Raw genomic sequence first — 17,506 nt, 5'->3', positions numbered from 1 at the left:
AGCGCGGCAAAAGGAGCCGCCGGCGATGTCTTGAGATGCTCGATCGAGACCGGAAAAGACCATGACTCTGATCAATCTCCGCAATCTGGGCGTCACCATGAGTGCGCCGCTGTTTTCCAACCTGAACATCACGGTGGATGCGGGCGACCGCGTCGGCATCGTTGCTGCGAACGGGCGTGGAAAGACCACGCTTCTTAATTGCCTGGCCGGCAGGCTGGAGCCGACGACGGGCGATATCACCCGTGCCCGCGGCTTGCGCGTCGGCTATGTTGAGCAGAATGTACCGGCGAACCTGCTGGATGTTTCCTTCTATGATGCCGTTCTTCAAGCCTTGCCGAAGGAGCAGATCGAGAGCGAAAGCTGGCGCGTCGACGTCACGCTCGACTCGCTTGATGTGCCTGCGGCGATGCGGGAGAGGGCGCTCGCTCAGCTCAGCGGCGGTTGGCAGCGGCTCGCCATGCTTGCCCGCGTCTGGGTGACGGAGCCCGATGTGCTGCTACTCGACGAGCCGACCAACCATCTCGATCTCGCCAAGATCGCGCTGCTGGAGGATTGGCTGAATGCACTGCCGCGCGACGTGCCCGTCATCATCGCCAGCCACGACCGCGCCTTCTTGGATGCCGTCTGCAACCGGACGCTGTTCCTGCGTCAGGAACAGCCGCAGATCTATGCGCTCCCCTATAGCCGGGCGCGCGCGGCGCTGGACGAGGTCGATGCCTCGGACGAGCGCCGTTATCAGAAGGAGATGAAGACGGCGCAGCAGCTGCGCAAGCAGGCGGCTAAACTCTACAATCTCGGCGTCAATTCCGGCAGCGATCTTCTGACTGTCAAGACGAAGCAGCTGAAGGCGCGGGCCGAGAAACTGGAGGACAGCGCCAGACCGGGCTACCGCGAGCGCTCTTCCGGCTCGATCAAGCTCGCCAATCGCGGCATCCACGCCAAGGTGCTTCTAACTCTCGAGGATGCTGCGGTGACGACGCCTGACGATACGTTGCTGTTCAAGACAGGGCAGCAGTGGATCTGCCAGGGCGATCGCATCGTGCTGCTCGGGCAGAATGGCGCGGGCAAGACGCGGTTTGTCGAAATGATCCGCAAGGCCATCGCGGATCAGGCTGTTGGCGGTGCGATCAAGCCGACACCGTCTCTGGTCCTCGGCTATAGCGATCAGGGGCTCTCCAATCTCGCCCTGAAGGACACGCCGCTCGGCATGGTCACCCGCCTGTTCGAGCTTGGAGAGCAGCGTGCTCGTACCTTGCTGGTCGGCGTAGGCATCAACATCGACATGCAGGGCAAGGAGATCGGCCGTCTGTCCGGCGGGCAGAAGGCGCGGCTTGCCATGCTGGTGCTGCGGCTGACCAATCCCAATTTCTATCTCCTGGATGAGCCGACCAACCATCTTGACATCGATGGCCAGGAGGCACTGGAGGACGAGCTGACGGCAAACGAGGCAAGCTGCCTTCTCGTCTCGCACGATCGCAGCTTCGTGCGCTCGGTCGGTGATCGCTTCTGGCTGATCGACCGCAAGCGATTGGTCGAAGTGGATGGGCCGGAGGAGTTCTTCGAGGCAGCGAGAGCGCAGGAGTAGGCGAGGGCGCAATCTTCAGGCGGCCGACCGATCCGAAAACAGATTGGCCGCCATGAAGTCCACGAAGACGCGAATTTTCGGGGAGAGATAACGGTTCGTGGGCCACAATACGCGGAAAATACCGGTTTCACCGATATAGTCTCCGAGAAGTGACGTAAGCCGGCCGTCATCGATCTGCGTCCTGACGGCAAAGGGCGGCAGGCATGTGATGCCAAAGCCGTTTTCGGCAAGGTGGATGAGCGGCTCGATGGTGCTGGCGATCGTCGTCGTCGGCAAAGCGAGCCGCAACTCCTCCCCATTCCGCCTCAGGGGCCAGGGCTCCAGCCTGCCCGTGCTTGGGTAGCGATGATGCAGGCATTTGTGTTTGAGCAGGTCTTCAGGTGTAAGCGGCGTGCCTTCCGCCTTCAGATAATCTGGTGAGGCGACGATCCTGAAACGAAATGTGCCAAGCTTGCGGCTCATCAGCCTTGTATCCCTGACATCGCCTGTCCGGATGACGGCATCGAATCCCTCCTCGATCACATCGACCAGCCGATCGGTAAAATCCAGATCCAGGCTGATATCGGGATATGTGCGCATGAAGGCCGATATGGCCGGCATCAACAGCATACCGGCAATCGGAAGGCTGACGCGGAGATGGCCGCGCGGTGCCGTGTGCGATTTCGAAAGTTGTGCCTGGGCGGTATCGAGCTCGGATATGATCCGCCGGCAGGTGTCGAGAAAGAAGCTGCCTTCCTCCGTTAACGTCATGCTGCGGGTCGAGCGATGAAAGAGGCGGACGCCCATATCCTGTTCGAGCCGCGCGATCGCCTTGCCGACCGCGGAGCTGGAGAGGCCAAGTCTTCTCGCGCCGGCAACGAAGCTGCCGCCTTCCGCCGTCTGCACGAAGATGCCGAGCGTTCCAAGCCTGTCCATGACATCTCTGATTGCGGAAATTAATTCCGGTCTTATCCGAATACCGGATCATTTATCCGCTATCTCGATCCCGATATCCAGTGCCGGTGCGGCAAAACGAAGCCGCTTTTCAAAAAGGAACCGCAATGGATACGATCTCAGCCCAATTCACCGTTCAACCGCAGCCGACCATCTTCGTGGTCAATGTCATTCACGCTCATCCCGGCAAACAGGAGGAAGCCTTTCGGCTGATCCAGGACGTCGTCCACTACGTGGCCGAACGAAAGGACGGATTTCTCTGGAGCAATCTTGCCAAGAGCACGGATGGCCTGACGGTGGTCAACATCGAAGCCATCAGGGGCACCGGCAATGTCGACGAGTTCTTCTCCGATCCCGTGTTTGTCGAGAAATTTCGCAAACTCGATGAAGTCTCGACGAGCGAATTCCATACCTACACCGTCGGCGATCTGGTTCTGCCAAAGCTCGGAGGCGGCGAAGGCGACCGTGCATGAGACGCAGTAATTGATAGCGAGCAGATACTGCCTTTTCGCCGCCGGAAACTTTCCTGCCATCTTCCGCTTGCGCATCGCGGCATCTCACGCTAACAATTCACGCCATGAACATGGCCTTGAACAACATTGCAGTTTGGTGGTGGGCACGCTAAGGCGGCCTCGACCAATCGTGTTCAAAGACGACGAGTGAGCCGCCCGAAATTTCGAGGCGGCTTTTTTGTTATATTGGCCGCCTGTCATCCGGGCCCGACAACGGAGTGAGTGACGATGGTAACGATCCTTCGGGATGATGGTGCGGAAATCTACGAAACGAAGGGTGAGATCACTGTCACCCGGCAGCGTCGGCCAACGCCCTATGCGGATGCCGTATCGTCCTATATCGACAAGCTCGATGAGCGCCGTGGCGCCGTATTCTCTTCCAATTACGAATATCCCGGCCGCTATACGCGTTGGGATACCGCCATCGTTGATCCTCCGCTCGGCCTCTCTTGCAATGGGCGCAATGTCTGGATCGATGCCTATAACGAGCGTGGCGAAGTCATTCTCGGCTTTATCGTTGAGAAGCTGAAGACTGTTTCGGAAGTCGTTCTCGGTGCTTCGACGCCGCGCCGGATGGATCTCACGGTGAAGATGCCGGATCGTGTCTTCACCGAGGAAGAGCGCTCGAAGATGCCGACGGTCTTCACCGTGCTGCGTGCCGTGACCGAGCTGTTCTATTCGCAGGCCGATGCCAGCATCGGTTTTTACGGCGCCTTCGGCTACGATCTGGCCTTCCAGTTCGATGCGATCAATCTGAAGCTCAAGCGGCCGGATGATCAGCGCGACATGGTGCTCTACCTGCCGGACGAAATTCTTGTGGTCGACAACTATTCGGCCAAGGCCTGGATCGATCGCTACGATTTCGCGAAGGACGGCGTGTCGACAGAGGACAAGTCCGGCGATATCACCACCGAGCCATTCCGCCACACCGATGCCATTCCGCCGAAGAGCGATCATCGTCCCGGCGAATATTCCGAGCTGGTTGTCAAAGCGAAGGAGAGCTTCCGCAAGGGCGACCTCTTCGAAGTCGTGCCCGGCCAGAAGTTCATGGAGCGCTGCGACAGCAAGCCCTCCGACATTTCCAAGCGCCTGAAGGCGATCAACCCATCGCCCTATTCCTTCTTTATCAATCTCGGCAACCAGGAATATCTGATCGGCGCGTCGCCCGAGATGTTCGTGCGCGTGTCCGGCCGCCGCATCGAGACCTGCCCGATCTCGGGCACGATCAAGCGCGGCGACGATCCGATCGCCGATAGCGAGCAGATCCTGAAGCTGCTGAACTCCAAGAAGGACGAGTCGGAACTGACCATGTGCTCCGACGTCGACCGCAACGACAAGAGCCGCGTCTGCGAGCCGGGCTCGGTCAAGGTCATCGGCCGCCGTCAGATCGAGATGTATTCGCGCCTGATCCACACGGTAGACCATATCGAGGGTCGTCTGCGCGACGATATGGACGCCTTCGACGGTTTCCTCAGCCACGCCTGGGCCGTCACCGTAACCGGTGCGCCGAAGCTCTGGGCCATGCGCTTCATCGAAAGCCACGAGAAGAGCCCGCGTGCATGGTATGGTGGCGCGATCGGCATGGTCGGCTTCAATGGCGATATGAACACCGGCCTGACGCTGCGCACCGTCCGCATCAAGGACGGCATTGCCGAGGTGCGGGCCGGCGCGACGCTGCTCAACGACTCGATCCCCGAGGAAGAAGAAGCCGAAACCGAACTGAAGGCCTCCGCCATGCTTTCCGCCATTCGTGATGCCAAGACCGGCAACTCCGGCAAACAGCAACGTGACGTCGCTTCCGTCGGCAAGGGCGTGAAGATCCTGCTCGTCGACCACGAAGACAGCTTCGTCCACACGCTTGCCAACTACTTCCGCCAGACGGGCGCGACGGTTTCGACCGTGCGTACGCCGGTGCCGGAAGAGGTTTTCGACCGGCTCGATCCCGATCTCGTCGTGCTGTCGCCAGGCCCCGGCAATCCGAAGGATTTCGATTGCAAGGCGACGATCAAGAAGGCGAGGGCGCGCAATCTGCCGATCTTCGGTGTCTGCCTGGGCTTGCAGGCGATCGCCGAAGCCTATGGCGGTGAGCTGCGCCATCTGGCGATCCCGATGCATGGCAAGCCCTCGCGCATCCGCGTGCTGGAGCCGGGACTGGTCTTCTCCGGTCTTGGCCGCGAAGTGACGGTCGGACGTTATCACTCGATCTTCGCCGATCCGTCGAGCCTGCCGCGCGAATTCACGATCACGGCCGAGAGCGAAGACGGCACGATCATGGGGATCGAGCACGTGAAGGAGCCGATCGCGGCCGTACAGTTCCACCCGGAATCGATCATGACGCTCGGCGGCGATGCCGGCATGCGGATGATCGAGAATGTCGTGGCGCATCTGGCGCGGCGGGTGAAGACGAAAGCCGCCTGAGGCGATCGCGTGTAGTCAAGAATTTCGATAGCCCCATGCACTCGGAAAAAGTGCATGGGGTTATTTTTATGCCTTGAAAGAGCCAACAAACGGCTGAAGAATCCGATTGATAGCGGGGGCTCTCAGTCGGTGATCTCAAAGATATTCAAGGGTGTTTTGCTCGCCGTTCTCGCCGTCGTGCTTCTCGTCGGCCTCGGCATCATCGTGCCGCGGCCGCTTTGGCATGATGCGCCGGCCGGGAACGCCGAGCGATCCCGGCAGATCCTCGTGCTCAGCAATCCCATCCATACGGATATTGCCATTCCCGTCGATGGCGATCTTCTTACCCGTTTCGCCTTCCTGCGGACCGCGGGGCTCGATCTCGACAATCCTAACCTGCGCTATCTCATCTTCGGCTGGGGCGGCAGGAGCTTCTACACGGAAACGCGGACTTGGGCCGATTTGAAGGCAGGCCCCGTATTAAAAAGCTTCGGGCTCGACCGTTCCGTCATCCACGCAGAACTGGCGGGCGATATCCCGCTGGATGCGCCGCCCGTTATGGCAATCGACATCGATGCCGAAGGTCTCGAGCGCTTGACGCAATTCATACTCGGTAGCTTCGAACAGGCCAACAATGCGCCGGTACCGCTGATTGGCAGCAATTACGGCCCGAACGATGCGTTCTTCGAAGCGCGCGGCTATTTCAACGCGCTGATGGGATGCAACACCTGGACTGCCGCCGCACTCAGGCAGGCGGGATTGACCTCCGGCCTTTGGACATCCTTGCCTTGGATGCTGCGAATGTCTCTAAGGCTGCATAATGACGAGGGTCGCTTTGCCGCAGGCAATCACTTGCCGTGAGGCAGTTTGACTTGCGACAGGTTGTATCCTAATCATGACTTCGTTCCTGTGGGGCACATCGGCATTGGGCCGAAAGGGCTAGGCCTGCCCGCTGATATCACTCAGCAGGAGTCTGCCTATGCCAACCCTCGATACCTACCGTAAACAGGCCAAGCTCTTGATGCGATGGCACCGCGAGCATGACTATTCCATTGGCGGAAGAGTCCGAATGCTCGAGCGTTTCAAGGCACTGACGGATCGCGAGATCCTGGCCATGAAGTTTCCTCTGACACTGGCGCAGGAGATCGTTGCGATCGAAGCGGGCCACAAGAGCTGGGCCGAGTTGAAGGTCGCGGCGGTGGATGCGCCGAAAATGCTGGCCGCTACAGCGGAGCCTCCGGTTTTCAAAAGCATCATTCCGATCCTCTTCGTGCGGGATGTGACTGCGAGTGCGACCTTCTTCAGGGAGAAGCTTGGCTTCGTGGCGGAGTTTCTACATGGGTTGCCGCCATTCTACGGTGCCGTGTCGCGTGATGGCATCTGGATTCATTTGCGGCTCGTATATGAACCCTACTTTGCAGCCGCTGCGGCGAAAGAGGGGGCGCTGATCCTCGCTTCGATCGAAGTGTCGAATGTCCAGGGATTGTTCGAGGAGTTCAAGGCGAGGGGCGCGGAGTTCGCGCAGCCGCTCACCAAACAGGCCTGGGGCGGCACCGATTTCCATGTGCGAGACCCCGATGGCAACGTGATCTCGTTTGTCACGTTCAGATCGTAACCGTTTGATCCATCAAGGGTCGCCGCAGAGCAGCGGCCCTTACATCTCCTCGCAATCCTGCCAGCCTTCTTCGAACACCAGCTTGTCGAGCGGCAGGCGCTCGCGCCATCCCTTCACAGCAAGCTCCGGCATGTCGTAGAGCTCGTCGACATAGCCGACGCAGAGCCATGCAACGATCTTCACATGCTCGGGTATGCCGAGGATCGCCTTGATGGCATCCTCGTGGAAGATGCTGACCCAGCCGACGCCGACGCCTTCGGCTCTTGCCGCAAGCCATAGGTTTTGCACCGCGCAGACCGTCGAATAGACGTCGGTATCCGGATTGTGCGTGCGGCCGAGTACGACCGGGCCACCGCGTCTGGTGTCGCAGGTGATGCAGATACTGAGCGGCGCCTTGCGAATGCCTTCCAGCTTCAGCCGTTGATATTGGGCGCGGCGATCGCCCTCGAACATCGCGCAGGCTTCCTCATTGGCCTGATGAAAGGCCTGCCACACGCGTTCGCGCGTTTCTCCCTGACGGATCAGGATGAAATTCCATGGCTGCATGAAGCCCACGGATGGCGCGGAATGCGCGGCCTCGAGCAAGCGCCTGACGAGGTCGTCGGGCAGGGGATCGGACCGAAACTGGTCGCGGACGTCGCGCCGTGTCTCGATTGCGCGATAGACGGCGCTGCGCTCTTCCTCGGAAAAGGATCCGGCCGCGATGAGGTGATTTGACATGTCTGTAACGGCGTTGGCGTCCGCAGGAGCATCAAAAATGGGCATGTTTATCCATGATTTAGCAACAAGCGGGGCTTGAGCAGATACCTTGTATCATCTCTGCAGCCTGAAGCGCAGCTTAGTATCTTAGCGTTGGCGAGGCTGTTAACGCAATTTTCCACCAGCGACTATGTGACCTCGTTCCCTCGTAGCAATACAGCCGCTGTATTTGGAGACCATAAGTTAAATGCCAACCTGGTGCCAGCAGTATAAACCGTCTGTTCCCAATCCAAATTTAAGCGCCGGGACATCTGCCATAAGCTGCCCAAAGAACGCTGTCGGGTGGTGTATTAGCCCATTTCCCATTCTGAGGAATCCCGCCGTGAGCCGAGATCCACTGCGCAATCGGTAGCGCTTCATAAACAGGGGTCTCTCGAAGGATTTCGTTCCCGTTTTTATCCCAAATCCTTGACCGGTGCATACCCCAGACAACACCCTTTCCGACACATACTTTGCCTCCCCACTTCTTCATTTGATCTACAAGTAGAGTGCATCCGGAATTGCATTGGTCCACTCCGTCTACTCTGAGCTCCACCCCTCGAGAAGCCAAGGCCCACCCACCTGCTATGAAAAATGCAGCGGTGCCGCCGGTTTTCAAAGCTTCTGGCATGATACACGGACTGACGCATGTCTTCACCCAGTTAAGCAGGCGCAATTCTTGGGCTTTGATATCAGCCTCGGACAAGGGGCCGGAGATCGCTTGTTGAACGATCGCTAAAGTAAATAAAATGAGACAGAAAGCTTTTTTCATATCGTCCTCTTCAGTTTGGGAGGCCGAATACAAGTGTTTGATTTTAATCTCGTTGAGACATTGCGGCGCATTTTAACTTTAGGTTGTGGTCTTTGCATTTGGGCCGATATCTGTATTGCTGATGATAAAACCATTGGACTTTAATTATCTCCAGTATCGTCGATGGCGACGATTTATGACGCTGAAGAGCGTTGCATCCTTTGACAAACCCAGCCTCGTGGCCCATATGAGCGGTCAATGAACCGCCTGCGCGAAATTTCGCGCGGGCGGTTTTGCATTTCAACGGCGCCTTTTTTGCAATTCATTCGCATATGCAGGCGCGGGACATTGGGGATAGGCATGAGCAGTCAGGGAAACGAAACGATCAGGCGGCTGGCCCTTTGGGGTATTCCGCTTTCGCTCGGCGTACTTGGATTGAAGATGTTGGCCTGGTGGCTGACGGGCTCGGTGGCGCTTCTGTCCGACGCGCTGGAATCGCTCACCAATGTCGTGGCCGCCTTCATCGCTTTCTTCGTCATTCGCTATGCGCAAAAGCCGGCCGATCATGATCATCCGTTTGGCCACCACAAGGCGGAATATCTCTCGGCTGTCACCGAAGGTGTCATGATCGTCGTCGCCGCGCTGATGATCGTGCAGGAGGCCGTGGGCCATCTTGGAAATCCGCAGCCGATACAGGCGCCGGTGCTCGGCCTTGCCATCAACTTCGTCGCCGGTGTCGTCAATGCCGTCTGGGCCGTGACCCTGATCCGCGCGGGGCGGGCATATCGCTCGCCGGCTCTGACGGCGGACGGCCAGCATATCATGTCCGACGTCTATACCTCGGTCGGCGTGCTGATCGGCCTGTTGCTGGCGATCGGCAGCGGCTATCCGATCTTCGACCCCGTGCTCGCCATTCTCGTTGCCATTAATATCCTTTACCAAGGCTGGAAAGTCATATCCCATTCCATCGACGGGTTGATGGACAAGGCCGTGCCGCCGGAAGAAGAGACCGTGATCAAGGATGCGATTGCCAAGAATGCGGAGGGCTCACTTGGTGTGCATGACCTGAAGACGCGCCGGGCCGGGGCGGTGACCTTCGTCGATTTTCACATGGTCGTGCCGGCCGCCATGCCGGTGCGAGACGCCCATCGTATCTGCGACCGCCTTGAAGACGCCATAAGAGCGATCCATGCGGGCTCGGAAATAACCATTCACGTGGAGCCGGAGGGCGAAAAAGCCCATGGCATCCGCGTCAAGATGATCAAGGAGACCTGAGATGCCAACGACCGATGTATCCGGCCTGTCGATGCTCGGCAGCCAGACGGAAACCGCCAGCAATCCGGAAGAGGCGGTTCTGGAAAAAGTGCCGGCCGGTCATGCCGGCACCGATTATGTCGTGCGCTTCACCGCGCCCGAGTTCACGTCGCTCTGCCCGATGACGGGACAGCCGGATTTCGCCCATATCGTCATCGATTACGTGCCGAACGAATGGCTGGTCGAATCGAAGTCGCTGAAGCTCTTTCTGCATTCCTTCCGCAACCACGGCGCGTTCCATGAGGATTGCTCGATCTACATCGCCAAGCGTCTCGTCGACCTCTTGCAGCCGAAATGGCTGCGCATCGGCGCCTACTGGTATCCACGCGGTGGTATCCCGATCGACGTTTTCTGGCAAACCGGCAAGCCGCCGGAAGGCGTGTGGCTGCCGGATCAGGGCGTTCAACCCTATCGCGGGCGAGGCTGAATGAAAAAGCCGCCATCCGGGGATGGCGGCTTTTTTATCAAATGGGCTACGCGTCGGGCTCAGGCGAAGGAGCTGTCGTCGCCATTGTCATAGGACGAGTCGTCGTAATCATCGTCCTGAGCGTCTTGAGCCGCGTCCTGGGCATAATCGGCCGCAGTCTGATCGTTCTGATCGCTATTATCGTCGTTGCCGAAATAGTTGTTGTTGATGATCGTCTCCTGCACCGGCTGTTCGGCGGCACTTGCAGCCGTTCCACCGAAGAGGCCACTGCCGGAGTTCCCGCCGAAGAGACCGCCGCCGGTGCCGCCCAGATGCGGGCTGAAGAGGCTGGAGAGCGATTCCGCCAGCATCACACCGCCGGCGACGCCGGCTGCCGTGCCGAGCGCACCGCGCAGGAAGCTGCCGCCGGCTGAAGGTGCTCCAGCCTGCTGACCCCACGGGCCTGACGGCTGCGGCTGGCTGGCCCAGGGGCCGGGCTGCGGTGTATTGCGGGCATAATCGTCATAGAGACGGCCCTGCTGCGGCGGCGGATTGCCACCTTGCGGAGCGACTGCGCGCTGCTGTTGCTGGCCGCCGCCAAAGAGCGAGCCGATGCCGCCCAGGAAGCCGCCGCTCGGTCCTTGCGGATGGCTGTCGGTGCCCTGCTGCTCAAGCTCGTGCACGCGTGCCTCGAGCTGCTGGATGCGGTCAGCTGCGGCCTTCATGCCCTGTTCCTGCATGATGACGGCCTGTGCCAGCAAATAGGGGGCGTAAGGCTGGTCGCGGACCGACTGGTTGATGAATGCCTCCGCATCGGCGTCGCGCTGGGTGCTGCCGGCCGAGCGTACGCGATCGAAGAGAGAGGCGAGCAATTGACGTTCTTCAGGCGACATGATGGCCTCCTTGGCTATCTGTTGCTGTAAATTCTGGGCGCGATCCTCGACCGCGCTGATCTGACGTAGGATCCAATCTCGGCTTTTCAAAGCCATTCAAGTTACATTTCGGTAATCCGCAACCATAAGACCATGTTCCCTGGCACTATTCCCGCCTTGTCTTTTTCCAGCATTGTTTTACGCATTGAGTCGCACTATGTGCGGTGAACGACGCATCATGCTGGAGATTGGAATGAACGACGAAGACGAACAGGAAGACAAGAAGACCGAGCAGCCTTTGGGCAAGGACGCGGAGGCGAATCTTTTCAAGTCGCGTTCGATCTTTATCTATGGCGGCATCACGCAGGAACTGGCGCAGAAGGTTTGCTCGCAGCTGGTCGCACTTGCCGCCGCCAGCGATGAAGACATCCGCATCTACGTAAACTCGCCCGGCGGCCACGTCGAGTCAGGCGATTCCATTCACGACATGATCAAGTTCATCAAGCCGAAGGTTTGGGTGATCGGCACGGGCTGGGTCGCTTCCGCTGGCGCATTGATCTACGTCTCGGTTCCCAAGGAACGCCGCATTTGCCTGCCGAACACGCGCTTCCTGCTGCACCAACCGTCGGGTGGCACGCGCGGCATGGCCTCCGACATTGAAATCCAGGCACGCGAAATCATCAAGATGAACGAGCGCCTGAACAAGATCTTCTCGGAAGCCACCGGCCAGCCGATCGAAAAGATCGCCAAGGACACGGATCGCGACTACTGGCTCTCCGCCGAGGAAGCCAAGGCTTACGGCCTGGTTTCGCGCATCGTGACCTCGCAGGCGGAAATCTGATCTAGCGGATCTGCCTGACTGATTTGAACGCCCTTGCTTGTCGGTAGGCAGGCGAGGGCGTTTTCATTCCGGTCGTCTTGTTGGGGTCTTTAGTCGCGGGTGAGCCAGAGAAAGGCACGGGCGATGAAGGCCTGCCCATTTTCGTTGATCGGATCGCCATGGGCCATCAGCACTTTTTCCGCCGGCCAGTCCAGAATGTGCTGGACGGATGTGCGCGCTGCGCGGCGATTGGTAAATGCAACGCGAAATTTTCGCGGCACGGAAGGCTCGGGACCAACCATGAGGTCGAGCCTGGCGATCAATGCGCGCCAGCCTCTGAACCAGTCTGGCTTAAAGTGCTGGATGAGGTCGGTGAAAAGCACTGTCCTGCTCTTTTGATGAAAGAAGACCACCTCCGTCGTAATCAGGTTGCCAGGCATGACGACCAGATCGATCTCGCCAGCCCAATCCTTTTGCGCTGTGTCATCGAGATTGCCGTCAAATCGAATATCGCCGCGTTTCTGGATCAGACCGGGCGGCGCATATGCCTTGGCGCTCGGATAGGTTCGTTGCCAATCGCCCAGAAAGACGTGATGCAGCGAGTTGGGTGGGATCAAATAGCGCACGTTGCCCAAGATATCGATTTCAGTACGCAGTCCATCCGACACCTGCGTCGGTGACCATAGAAACAGGCTTCCATCCACCAGTCGGATGACAACCATGCGCGTGGGGTAATGAAAGCCACCCCCTGCCGTGACGATTGGGCCGTCCGCGATCCAGATGTCCGGACCGAACTCCTTGAGGATTGCAGGCATTTTCACACCGTCCCCATTCGTTTCTGAAAGTTTACATACGAGTAAATTTACACTAATGTATAAAAATGAAAAGACTGAAGCGAACGGAGCGATCACGCGCTCTTATTCTGGATGCCGCTGACGGGGCATTTGGGGAATTGGGCTTTGCCGAAACCTCCGTCGAGGAGATCGCCTTGCGGGCAGGTCTTACGCGCAAGACGGTCTACAATCTGTTCGACTCGAAGGAAGACATAGCCCTGCAGTTGATTGCTCGCGTGGAAGCGGGCGATGCCATCTATCGAGCTCGTATCGGCGCAAACGAGGATGTCTTTAGCCTGCTCGAACAGGTTTTTCTCGATAGCGCCGGTTGGTGCCTGGCAAATCCGTCGCTTGCAAAGCTGGCGCTTGCCCCCGCCGAAAGACCCTCGCTGGAGCCGCCATCGGATCGGCCGTCTTTTCAAGGGCTAGTAAGGGACCTTCTCATACTCGGCCAGAAGCAAGGCGTTATTCGGAGCGACGAGGATCCTAATTTCATGTCTTTGGTGCTGCTCGGCATTTACGGGCAGGCGATGTTGACGGTTTTGGCAGTTGGATCATTCAGTGCGGATGAAATCCGACATATCATCCGCATCGTCGTCGAGGGAATTGGCTCCCAATCCTAAGCATCGATATCTTTCGCCCTGCGATTTCCAATTATACGCCGGTTGCTGGCGACGGAGGACTCCGCCGCCAGCTTTTCGCTGCCCGGGAGGTTGCAACGTTCCAAAGAGCAGCGAGCCTGCAAGTCGCTTGTGGTGTGCATGGCTCTCCCTAAGCGGTAATCTCAATCGGCGTGCCGTCAGGCATGGCAATGACCGCCTCATAGAAGCCGTCGCCGGTCATGCGCGGCGGAGACGTCAGGCAGCCCTCCGTCTTGCATCGCTCGGCCAAGGCATCGACGGCGGCTTTGCTGCCGAGCGAGATGGCGATGTGATCCCAGCCGATGCGTTCGCCATGAGGATCGGTTGCAAGCCAGGGACCCGTCATCAGTTCGATCTGGTCCGGACCCTCAGGCAATTGCACAAAGCGGGAGACGAAGCCCGGACGACGCTGACTGTGATAGGGCTCGCCGACGCTTGCTCCGAAGTACTTGGCCCAGAACGCCGCGGCGGTATCGAGATCACGTGTCCAGAGAGCCGTATGAGCGATGCGCATCGGTTTCCTCCCGATCCTGAGTGCGGGTGACGACGCCGGCGCAGAGCGGCGCGGCGCAAAGCAGGATGGCAAGCATCCAGAAGGAGCCGGGAAGGCCGACATGGTTTGCCACGAAGCCTACGCTTGCCGGGCCGATCAGAACGCCTGCATATCCACACATGGTGATTGCCGCGACGGCTAATCCCGCTGGCATCACGGTCTGCGCCCCGCCCTTGCGGAACAGCACCGGCACGATGTTGGAGGCGCCAAGGCCGATCAGCAGGAAGCCGCTCATGGCAAGGATCGAGAAGGGGCTCAGCAACAGAACGACGAAGCCGGCGATCGCCACGAGCCCGCCCCAGAGCATGATCGCCCTGTCGCCAATTCTGGCCGTGATCGCATCGCCGGCAAATCGTCCGACCGTCATGGCGATGGCAAACAGCATGTAGCCGAGGCCGCCATGGCTGGCGTCGACGCGGCCCTGCGTGGTCAGCAGCAGGGCGCTCCAGTCAAGGATTGCACCTTCGACGAGGAAGGTGATGGCGGCGAGGGCGGCCAGCAGCAACACGAAGCCGCGGGGCATGACGAAGAGAGGCGCGTCTTCTGCTTGAACGGTGCGCAGCAATCGCGGCCAGGCGATCACCATGGCGACGACCATCACCGCCGAACTCAGAAGCGTGGCGGCAAGCGGCCCGGCTTTCACCGACAAAAGCAAAGTGACGAGCAGGGAGCCGATAAAGCCGCCGATGCTGAAGAGCGCGTGGAAGCCGGACATCAATGGCCGGTCTGCGCCTTTCTCCACTTCGACGGCGTGAATGTTCATAGCGACGTCGAGCGATCCGAGGCAGGCGCCGAAGGCAGCGAGCGCGATGCCGAGGGTGAACGGCGTGGCGGCAACAGCCAGGGTCGGCAAGATGACGGCGAGGCCAAGGCCGCCGGCGATGATGATCGGCTTGCTGCCATAGCGCGCGCTCAGCATGCCGGTTGCAAGCATTGCCGCCACCGAGCCGAGACCGAGGCACAGCAGCAGCATGCCGAGAACGCCGTCATCGACGCCGAGGCGATCCTTGGCGAAGGGGACGAGGGGCGCCCAGCAGGCAAGGGCAAAGCCCGCCACCAGAAAGGCAAGTCGGGTTGCCAGCCGGGTTTCCGGCCGATCTGTGGATTGCATGGTCATTCCTTGTCTGTCGAGATCAGGAGGGTGAGACGACGTCTTTCGCCTTCACGAGCGAGAAGCCGGCATCGGCAGCCGCTTTTTCGTCTGCGGCAGGCAGGTCATCCTCGATGACGAGCCAATCGATATCGTCAGCACCACCGATACGGTGCGGTGCGCGTTCGTGAAATTTTTCCGATGTAATCAGGGCTATGCGTGCGGCGCTTCTCTTGAGCAGCGTTCGTTTGAAGATCGCATCCGCATGTTCGTACACGCTGATGCCGTTTTTCGCCGAAACGGCGCAGACACCCAGGAAACAGCGATCGATGTTCAGGGCTTCAATGGCTGCGATGGCGGATGCGTCGACGCTGCCCCCCACAACGGGATCGACCGCCCCGCCTATCAGGACGAGCGGAATATCGCCGCGCTTCATGATGGCGCCGGCGATATCGATGGAGTTCGTCGCGATCGTCACGTCCAAGTCCTTTGGCAGGAGATCGACGATCGCAAGATTGGTGCTGCTGCTGTCGATGAACAGGAATTCGCCCGGCTCGATCATCGCGACAGCAGCCTTGGCCAAGGCTCTCTTGCGACCGGATTCCTGTCCAACTCGTGTGGCCATGGGCTGCGAGGGCGTCAGCAAGGGAAGCGCGCCGCCGTAGACCCGGCGACATTTCCCTTCCGCGGCGAGAGCCCGCAGATCGCGGCGCACGGCATCTTCGGAGACGTTAAACTCGGCGGCCAGCGTTGCGGCAACAATCTGCCGCCCTTCCGCGAGCCGCGCTTCGATGATGTCCCGGCGGGACAATGGGAGTGAATCGCTCATAAATTTGCAGTAACGTGCATAAACAAGAGAGTCAATATGCACGTTTATGCACGATTTGACTTTGAGGCGATATAATCCGCGAGCGATTTGTCTAAAGGCACTGTCATTTTGCGCCAAAACAGCACTTGCACGCCCCATGCTTGTGATGCTCCATGCGTGTTCAATCGATCCTCGCGCGCGTTCTTCGAGTCTCTTCGTCATGCTCAAAGATTTTTCCGTCCAAAGCCTGTTCATGGGATGCCTTACGGCCTTCGTGGGCTTTGCCAGCTCCTTTGCTGTGGTCTTCCATGGCCTTCAGGCGGTGGGGGCAACCGATGCGCAGGCCGCATCCGGTTTAACGGCGCTTTCGGTGGCCATGGGGCTTTGCGCCATCATTCTCAGTGTGGCGACGAAGCTTCCCGTCAGTATCGCATGGTCGACGCCGGGAGCGGCACTGCTGGCAAGCGCCGGAGCCATCGAGGGCGGATTTCCGGCAGCTGTCGGCGCGTTCCTCATTTGCGGCATACTCATCGTCATTGCCGGCCTGTTCCGGCCGTTCGGCCGCGCGGTGGCCTCTATCCCGGCACCACTCGCCAATGCCATGCTGGCCGGCGTCTTGATCGGCCTTTGCTTCGCGCCGGTGAAGGCGATCGCCTTCAATCCTGCTTTCGGCTTGCCGATCATTCTCGCCTGGATCGTCGTTGGCTCGTTCAAGCGGCTGTGGGCGGTACCGGCAGCGCTTGCGGCCTTCGCTCTCGTGCTGGCCTTCGGTGTGAAAATACCGGACGGCGCCTTTGCCTTGCTTGAACATTCGCTATTGCCGACGGTCGAATTCGTAAAGCCGGTCTTTACCGTTGCCGGCATCGTGTCGATTGCGCTGCCGCTGTTCATCGTGACGATGGCATCGCAGAATATTCCCGGCATCGCGGTGCTGAAGGTGCATGATTACGATCCCAAGCCAGGCCCACTTTTTGCCGTGACGGGGGTGTTCTCGCTTCTTGCCGTTCCCTTCGGCGGTCATGCCGTCAATCTCGCGGCAATCACTGCGGCCATGTGCGCCGGACAGGATGCGCATGCTGATCCGAGCCGCCGTTACTGGGCGGCGATCATTGCCGGCATCGGCTATGTGATTTTGGGGCTGCTTGCGAGCGCCGTCACGGCATTCGTCGCGCTCGCGCCGCCGATTCTCATCGAGGCGGTTGCCGGTCTGGCGCTGGTCGGGGCGCTATCGAGTTCGGCGCTCAATGCCTTCCAGCAGCCGGAGTCGCGAGAGGCTGCGGCGATCACCTTTCTCGTGACGGCATCGGGCGTTTCTTTCGGCGGGATCTCCGGCGCCTTCTGGGGCCTGATCGCCGGCGGGCTGATGATGGCGCTGTCGCGTGGCGTGAAAATGCTGAGGAAATGAGGAGGGGTTGCTTCTTTCCTATCCGGCGGCTATAAGCGCGGCCATGAAGATGACTGGCGCGAAGATTTCCGAACAGATTGCACGTGGGCGTGTCGCCCTGCGTGACAATACGCGCGCCCTTACCTCGCTTCTTCTCCTCGGCCTTACGCGCGGTTGCCGGGTCCTTTGAGGAGCGCCCGGCGGCCGAAAAGCCCGCTGGCCATCGCTCCTCGCGACTTACCCTAAAATCGACA

General features: G+C 59.5%; 18 protein-coding genes. 10 read left to right on the top strand and 8 right to left on the bottom strand.

The window, feature by feature from the left end:
* The first annotated feature begins 61 nt into the window (after positions 1-61).
* Positions 62-1,585, top strand: a complete 1,524-nt coding sequence (locus HGP17_RS08030) for an ABC-F family ATP-binding cassette domain-containing protein (RefSeq protein WP_168807578.1) — start codon at positions 62-64, stop codon at positions 1,583-1,585.
* Positions 1,586-1,600: 15 nt separating this feature from the next.
* On the opposite strand, the gene HGP17_RS08025 is transcribed toward HGP17_RS08030, so the two are convergent.
* On the bottom strand, positions 1,601-2,500 hold the full coding sequence (locus HGP17_RS08025) for a LysR family transcriptional regulator (RefSeq protein WP_168807576.1): 900 nt from the start codon (positions 2,498-2,500) through the stop codon (positions 1,601-1,603).
* Positions 2,501-2,625: 125 nt separating this feature from the next.
* On the opposite strand from HGP17_RS08025, the gene HGP17_RS08020 reads away from it, so the two are divergent.
* From HGP17_RS08020 to HGP17_RS08005, 4 genes are all read left to right on the top strand, one after another.
* The gene (locus HGP17_RS08020) at positions 2,626-2,991 is read left to right on the top strand and encodes an antibiotic biosynthesis monooxygenase (RefSeq protein ID WP_168807575.1); all 366 of its coding nucleotides are present in this window, start codon (positions 2,626-2,628) and stop codon (positions 2,989-2,991) included.
* Between the two features lie 267 nt (positions 2,992-3,258).
* On the top strand, positions 3,259-5,448 hold the full coding sequence (locus HGP17_RS08015) for an anthranilate synthase (protein WP_168807573.1): 2,190 nt from the start codon (positions 3,259-3,261) through the stop codon (positions 5,446-5,448).
* A gap of 129 nt (positions 5,449-5,577) precedes the next feature.
* Complete coding sequence (locus tag HGP17_RS08010) at positions 5,578-6,288, top strand: TIGR02117 family protein (RefSeq protein WP_348648893.1); 711 nt, start codon at positions 5,578-5,580, stop codon at positions 6,286-6,288.
* A gap of 118 nt (positions 6,289-6,406) precedes the next feature.
* A complete protein-coding gene (locus tag HGP17_RS08005; protein ID WP_168807570.1) occupies positions 6,407-7,042 on the top strand; it encodes a glyoxalase superfamily protein in 636 nt (211 codons plus the stop codon).
* Positions 7,043-7,081: 39 nt separating this feature from the next.
* Here the strand turns inward: HGP17_RS08005 and bluB are convergent, their stop codons facing one another.
* Together bluB and HGP17_RS07995 are read right to left on the bottom strand one after the other, a co-directional pair.
* Positions 7,082-7,807 carry a 5,6-dimethylbenzimidazole synthase gene (gene bluB / locus HGP17_RS08000; protein ID WP_205925804.1) on the bottom strand — a complete coding sequence of 242 codons (726 nt, stop codon included), beginning with the start codon at positions 7,805-7,807 and terminating at the stop codon, positions 7,082-7,084.
* 229 nt (positions 7,808-8,036) lie between these two features.
* Positions 8,037-8,552, bottom strand: a complete 516-nt coding sequence (locus tag HGP17_RS07995; RefSeq protein ID WP_168807568.1) for a hypothetical protein — start codon at positions 8,550-8,552, stop codon at positions 8,037-8,039.
* Positions 8,553-8,891: 339 nt separating this feature from the next.
* On the opposite strand from HGP17_RS07995, the gene HGP17_RS07990 reads away from it, so the two are divergent.
* Positions 8,892-9,806 (top strand): cation diffusion facilitator family transporter, encoded by a 915-nt coding sequence (locus HGP17_RS07990; RefSeq protein ID WP_168807567.1) that lies wholly within the window; start codon positions 8,892-8,894, stop codon positions 9,804-9,806.
* Position 9,807: 1 nt separating this feature from the next.
* Positions 9,808-10,272 carry a preQ(1) synthase gene (queF, locus tag HGP17_RS07985; RefSeq protein ID WP_168807564.1) on the top strand — a complete coding sequence of 155 codons (465 nt, stop codon included), beginning with the start codon at positions 9,808-9,810 and terminating at the stop codon, positions 10,270-10,272.
* A 59-nt stretch (positions 10,273-10,331) separates the two neighbouring features.
* Here the strand turns inward: queF and HGP17_RS07980 are convergent, their stop codons facing one another.
* Entirely contained in the window at positions 10,332-11,144 is an 813-nt protein-coding gene (locus HGP17_RS07980) for a DUF2076 domain-containing protein (protein WP_168807562.1), read from the bottom strand.
* Between the two features lie 232 nt (positions 11,145-11,376).
* Between HGP17_RS07980 and HGP17_RS07975 the strand changes: the two genes are divergently transcribed.
* Entirely contained in the window at positions 11,377-11,964 is a 588-nt protein-coding gene (locus tag HGP17_RS07975) for an ATP-dependent Clp protease proteolytic subunit (protein ID WP_168807560.1), read from the top strand.
* 89 nt (positions 11,965-12,053) lie between these two features.
* Here the strand turns inward: HGP17_RS07975 and HGP17_RS07970 are convergent, their stop codons facing one another.
* On the bottom strand, positions 12,054-12,758 hold the full coding sequence (locus HGP17_RS07970) for a DUF4336 domain-containing protein (protein WP_168808146.1): 705 nt from the start codon (positions 12,756-12,758) through the stop codon (positions 12,054-12,056).
* A 65-nt stretch (positions 12,759-12,823) separates the two neighbouring features.
* On the opposite strand from HGP17_RS07970, the gene HGP17_RS07965 reads away from it, so the two are divergent.
* On the top strand, positions 12,824-13,399 hold the full coding sequence (locus HGP17_RS07965; protein ID WP_168807558.1) for a TetR/AcrR family transcriptional regulator: 576 nt from the start codon (positions 12,824-12,826) through the stop codon (positions 13,397-13,399).
* Between the two features lie 148 nt (positions 13,400-13,547).
* On the opposite strand, the gene HGP17_RS07960 is transcribed toward HGP17_RS07965, so the two are convergent.
* From HGP17_RS07960 to HGP17_RS07950, 3 genes are read right to left on the bottom strand one after another with little or no spacing between them, the layout of a single operon-like run.
* Complete coding sequence (locus HGP17_RS07960) at positions 13,548-13,931, bottom strand: VOC family protein (RefSeq protein ID WP_168807556.1); 384 nt, start codon at positions 13,929-13,931, stop codon at positions 13,548-13,550.
* Positions 13,897-15,081 carry an MFS transporter gene (locus HGP17_RS07955; RefSeq protein WP_168807554.1) on the bottom strand — a complete coding sequence of 395 codons (1,185 nt, stop codon included), beginning with the start codon at positions 15,079-15,081 and terminating at the stop codon, positions 13,897-13,899. The genes HGP17_RS07960 and HGP17_RS07955 overlap by 35 nt, the downstream gene beginning before the upstream one ends.
* 22 nt (positions 15,082-15,103) lie before the next feature.
* Positions 15,104-15,889, bottom strand: a complete 786-nt coding sequence (locus HGP17_RS07950; protein WP_168807552.1) for a DeoR/GlpR family DNA-binding transcription regulator — start codon at positions 15,887-15,889, stop codon at positions 15,104-15,106.
* A gap of 199 nt (positions 15,890-16,088) precedes the next feature.
* Here HGP17_RS07950 and HGP17_RS07945 point away from each other — a divergent pair, with 199 nt between their 5' ends.
* Positions 16,089-17,273, top strand: a complete 1,185-nt coding sequence (locus HGP17_RS07945; protein ID WP_168807550.1) for a benzoate/H(+) symporter BenE family transporter — start codon at positions 16,089-16,091, stop codon at positions 17,271-17,273.
* Positions 17,274-17,506: the final 233 nt, after the last annotated feature.

The sequence above is a fragment of the Rhizobium sp. P38BS-XIX genome (assembly GCF_012641435.1).
Classification (GTDB): domain Bacteria; phylum Pseudomonadota; class Alphaproteobacteria; order Rhizobiales; family Rhizobiaceae; genus Rhizobium.
This window is presented reverse-complemented; position numbering and strand designations above follow the sequence as displayed.

What these genes read in the sequence shown, in the direction of transcription:
- HGP17_RS07990 (WP_168807567.1), top strand. Translation starts at nt 8,892, where the DNA reads ATGAGCAGTCAGGGAAACGAAACGATCAGGCGGCTGGCCCTTTGGGGT.
- HGP17_RS08015 (WP_168807573.1), top strand. Translation starts at nt 3,259, where the DNA reads ATGGTAACGATCCTTCGGGATGATGGTGCGGAAATCTACGAAACGAAG.
- HGP17_RS07965 (WP_168807558.1), top strand. Translation starts at nt 12,824, where the DNA reads ATGAAAAGACTGAAGCGAACGGAGCGATCACGCGCTCTTATTCTGGAT.
- HGP17_RS07980 (WP_168807562.1), bottom strand. Translation starts at nt 11,144, where the DNA reads ATGTCGCCTGAAGAACGTCAATTGCTCGCCTCTCTCTTCGATCGCGTA.
- queF (WP_168807564.1), top strand. Translation starts at nt 9,808, where the DNA reads ATGCCAACGACCGATGTATCCGGCCTGTCGATGCTCGGCAGCCAGACG.
- HGP17_RS07955 (WP_168807554.1), bottom strand. Translation starts at nt 15,081, where the DNA reads ATGCAATCCACAGATCGGCCGGAAACCCGGCTGGCAACCCGACTTGCC.
- HGP17_RS08025 (WP_168807576.1), bottom strand. Translation starts at nt 2,500, where the DNA reads ATGGACAGGCTTGGAACGCTCGGCATCTTCGTGCAGACGGCGGAAGGC.
- HGP17_RS08005 (WP_168807570.1), top strand. Translation starts at nt 6,407, where the DNA reads ATGCCAACCCTCGATACCTACCGTAAACAGGCCAAGCTCTTGATGCGA.
- HGP17_RS07970 (WP_168808146.1), bottom strand. Translation starts at nt 12,758, where the DNA reads ATGCCTGCAATCCTCAAGGAGTTCGGTCCGGACATCTGGATCGCGGAC.
- HGP17_RS07975 (WP_168807560.1), top strand. Translation starts at nt 11,377, where the DNA reads ATGAACGACGAAGACGAACAGGAAGACAAGAAGACCGAGCAGCCTTTG.
- HGP17_RS07945 (WP_168807550.1), top strand. Translation starts at nt 16,089, where the DNA reads ATGCTCAAAGATTTTTCCGTCCAAAGCCTGTTCATGGGATGCCTTACG.
- HGP17_RS07950 (WP_168807552.1), bottom strand. Translation starts at nt 15,889, where the DNA reads ATGAGCGATTCACTCCCATTGTCCCGCCGGGACATCATCGAAGCGCGG.
- HGP17_RS07995 (WP_168807568.1), bottom strand. Translation starts at nt 8,552, where the DNA reads ATGAAAAAAGCTTTCTGTCTCATTTTATTTACTTTAGCGATCGTTCAA.
- HGP17_RS07960 (WP_168807556.1), bottom strand. Translation starts at nt 13,931, where the DNA reads ATGCGCATCGCTCATACGGCTCTCTGGACACGTGATCTCGATACCGCC.
- HGP17_RS08030 (WP_168807578.1), top strand. Translation starts at nt 62, where the DNA reads ATGACTCTGATCAATCTCCGCAATCTGGGCGTCACCATGAGTGCGCCG.
- bluB (WP_205925804.1), bottom strand. Translation starts at nt 7,807, where the DNA reads ATGCCCATTTTTGATGCTCCTGCGGACGCCAACGCCGTTACAGACATG.
- HGP17_RS08020 (WP_168807575.1), top strand. Translation starts at nt 2,626, where the DNA reads ATGGATACGATCTCAGCCCAATTCACCGTTCAACCGCAGCCGACCATC.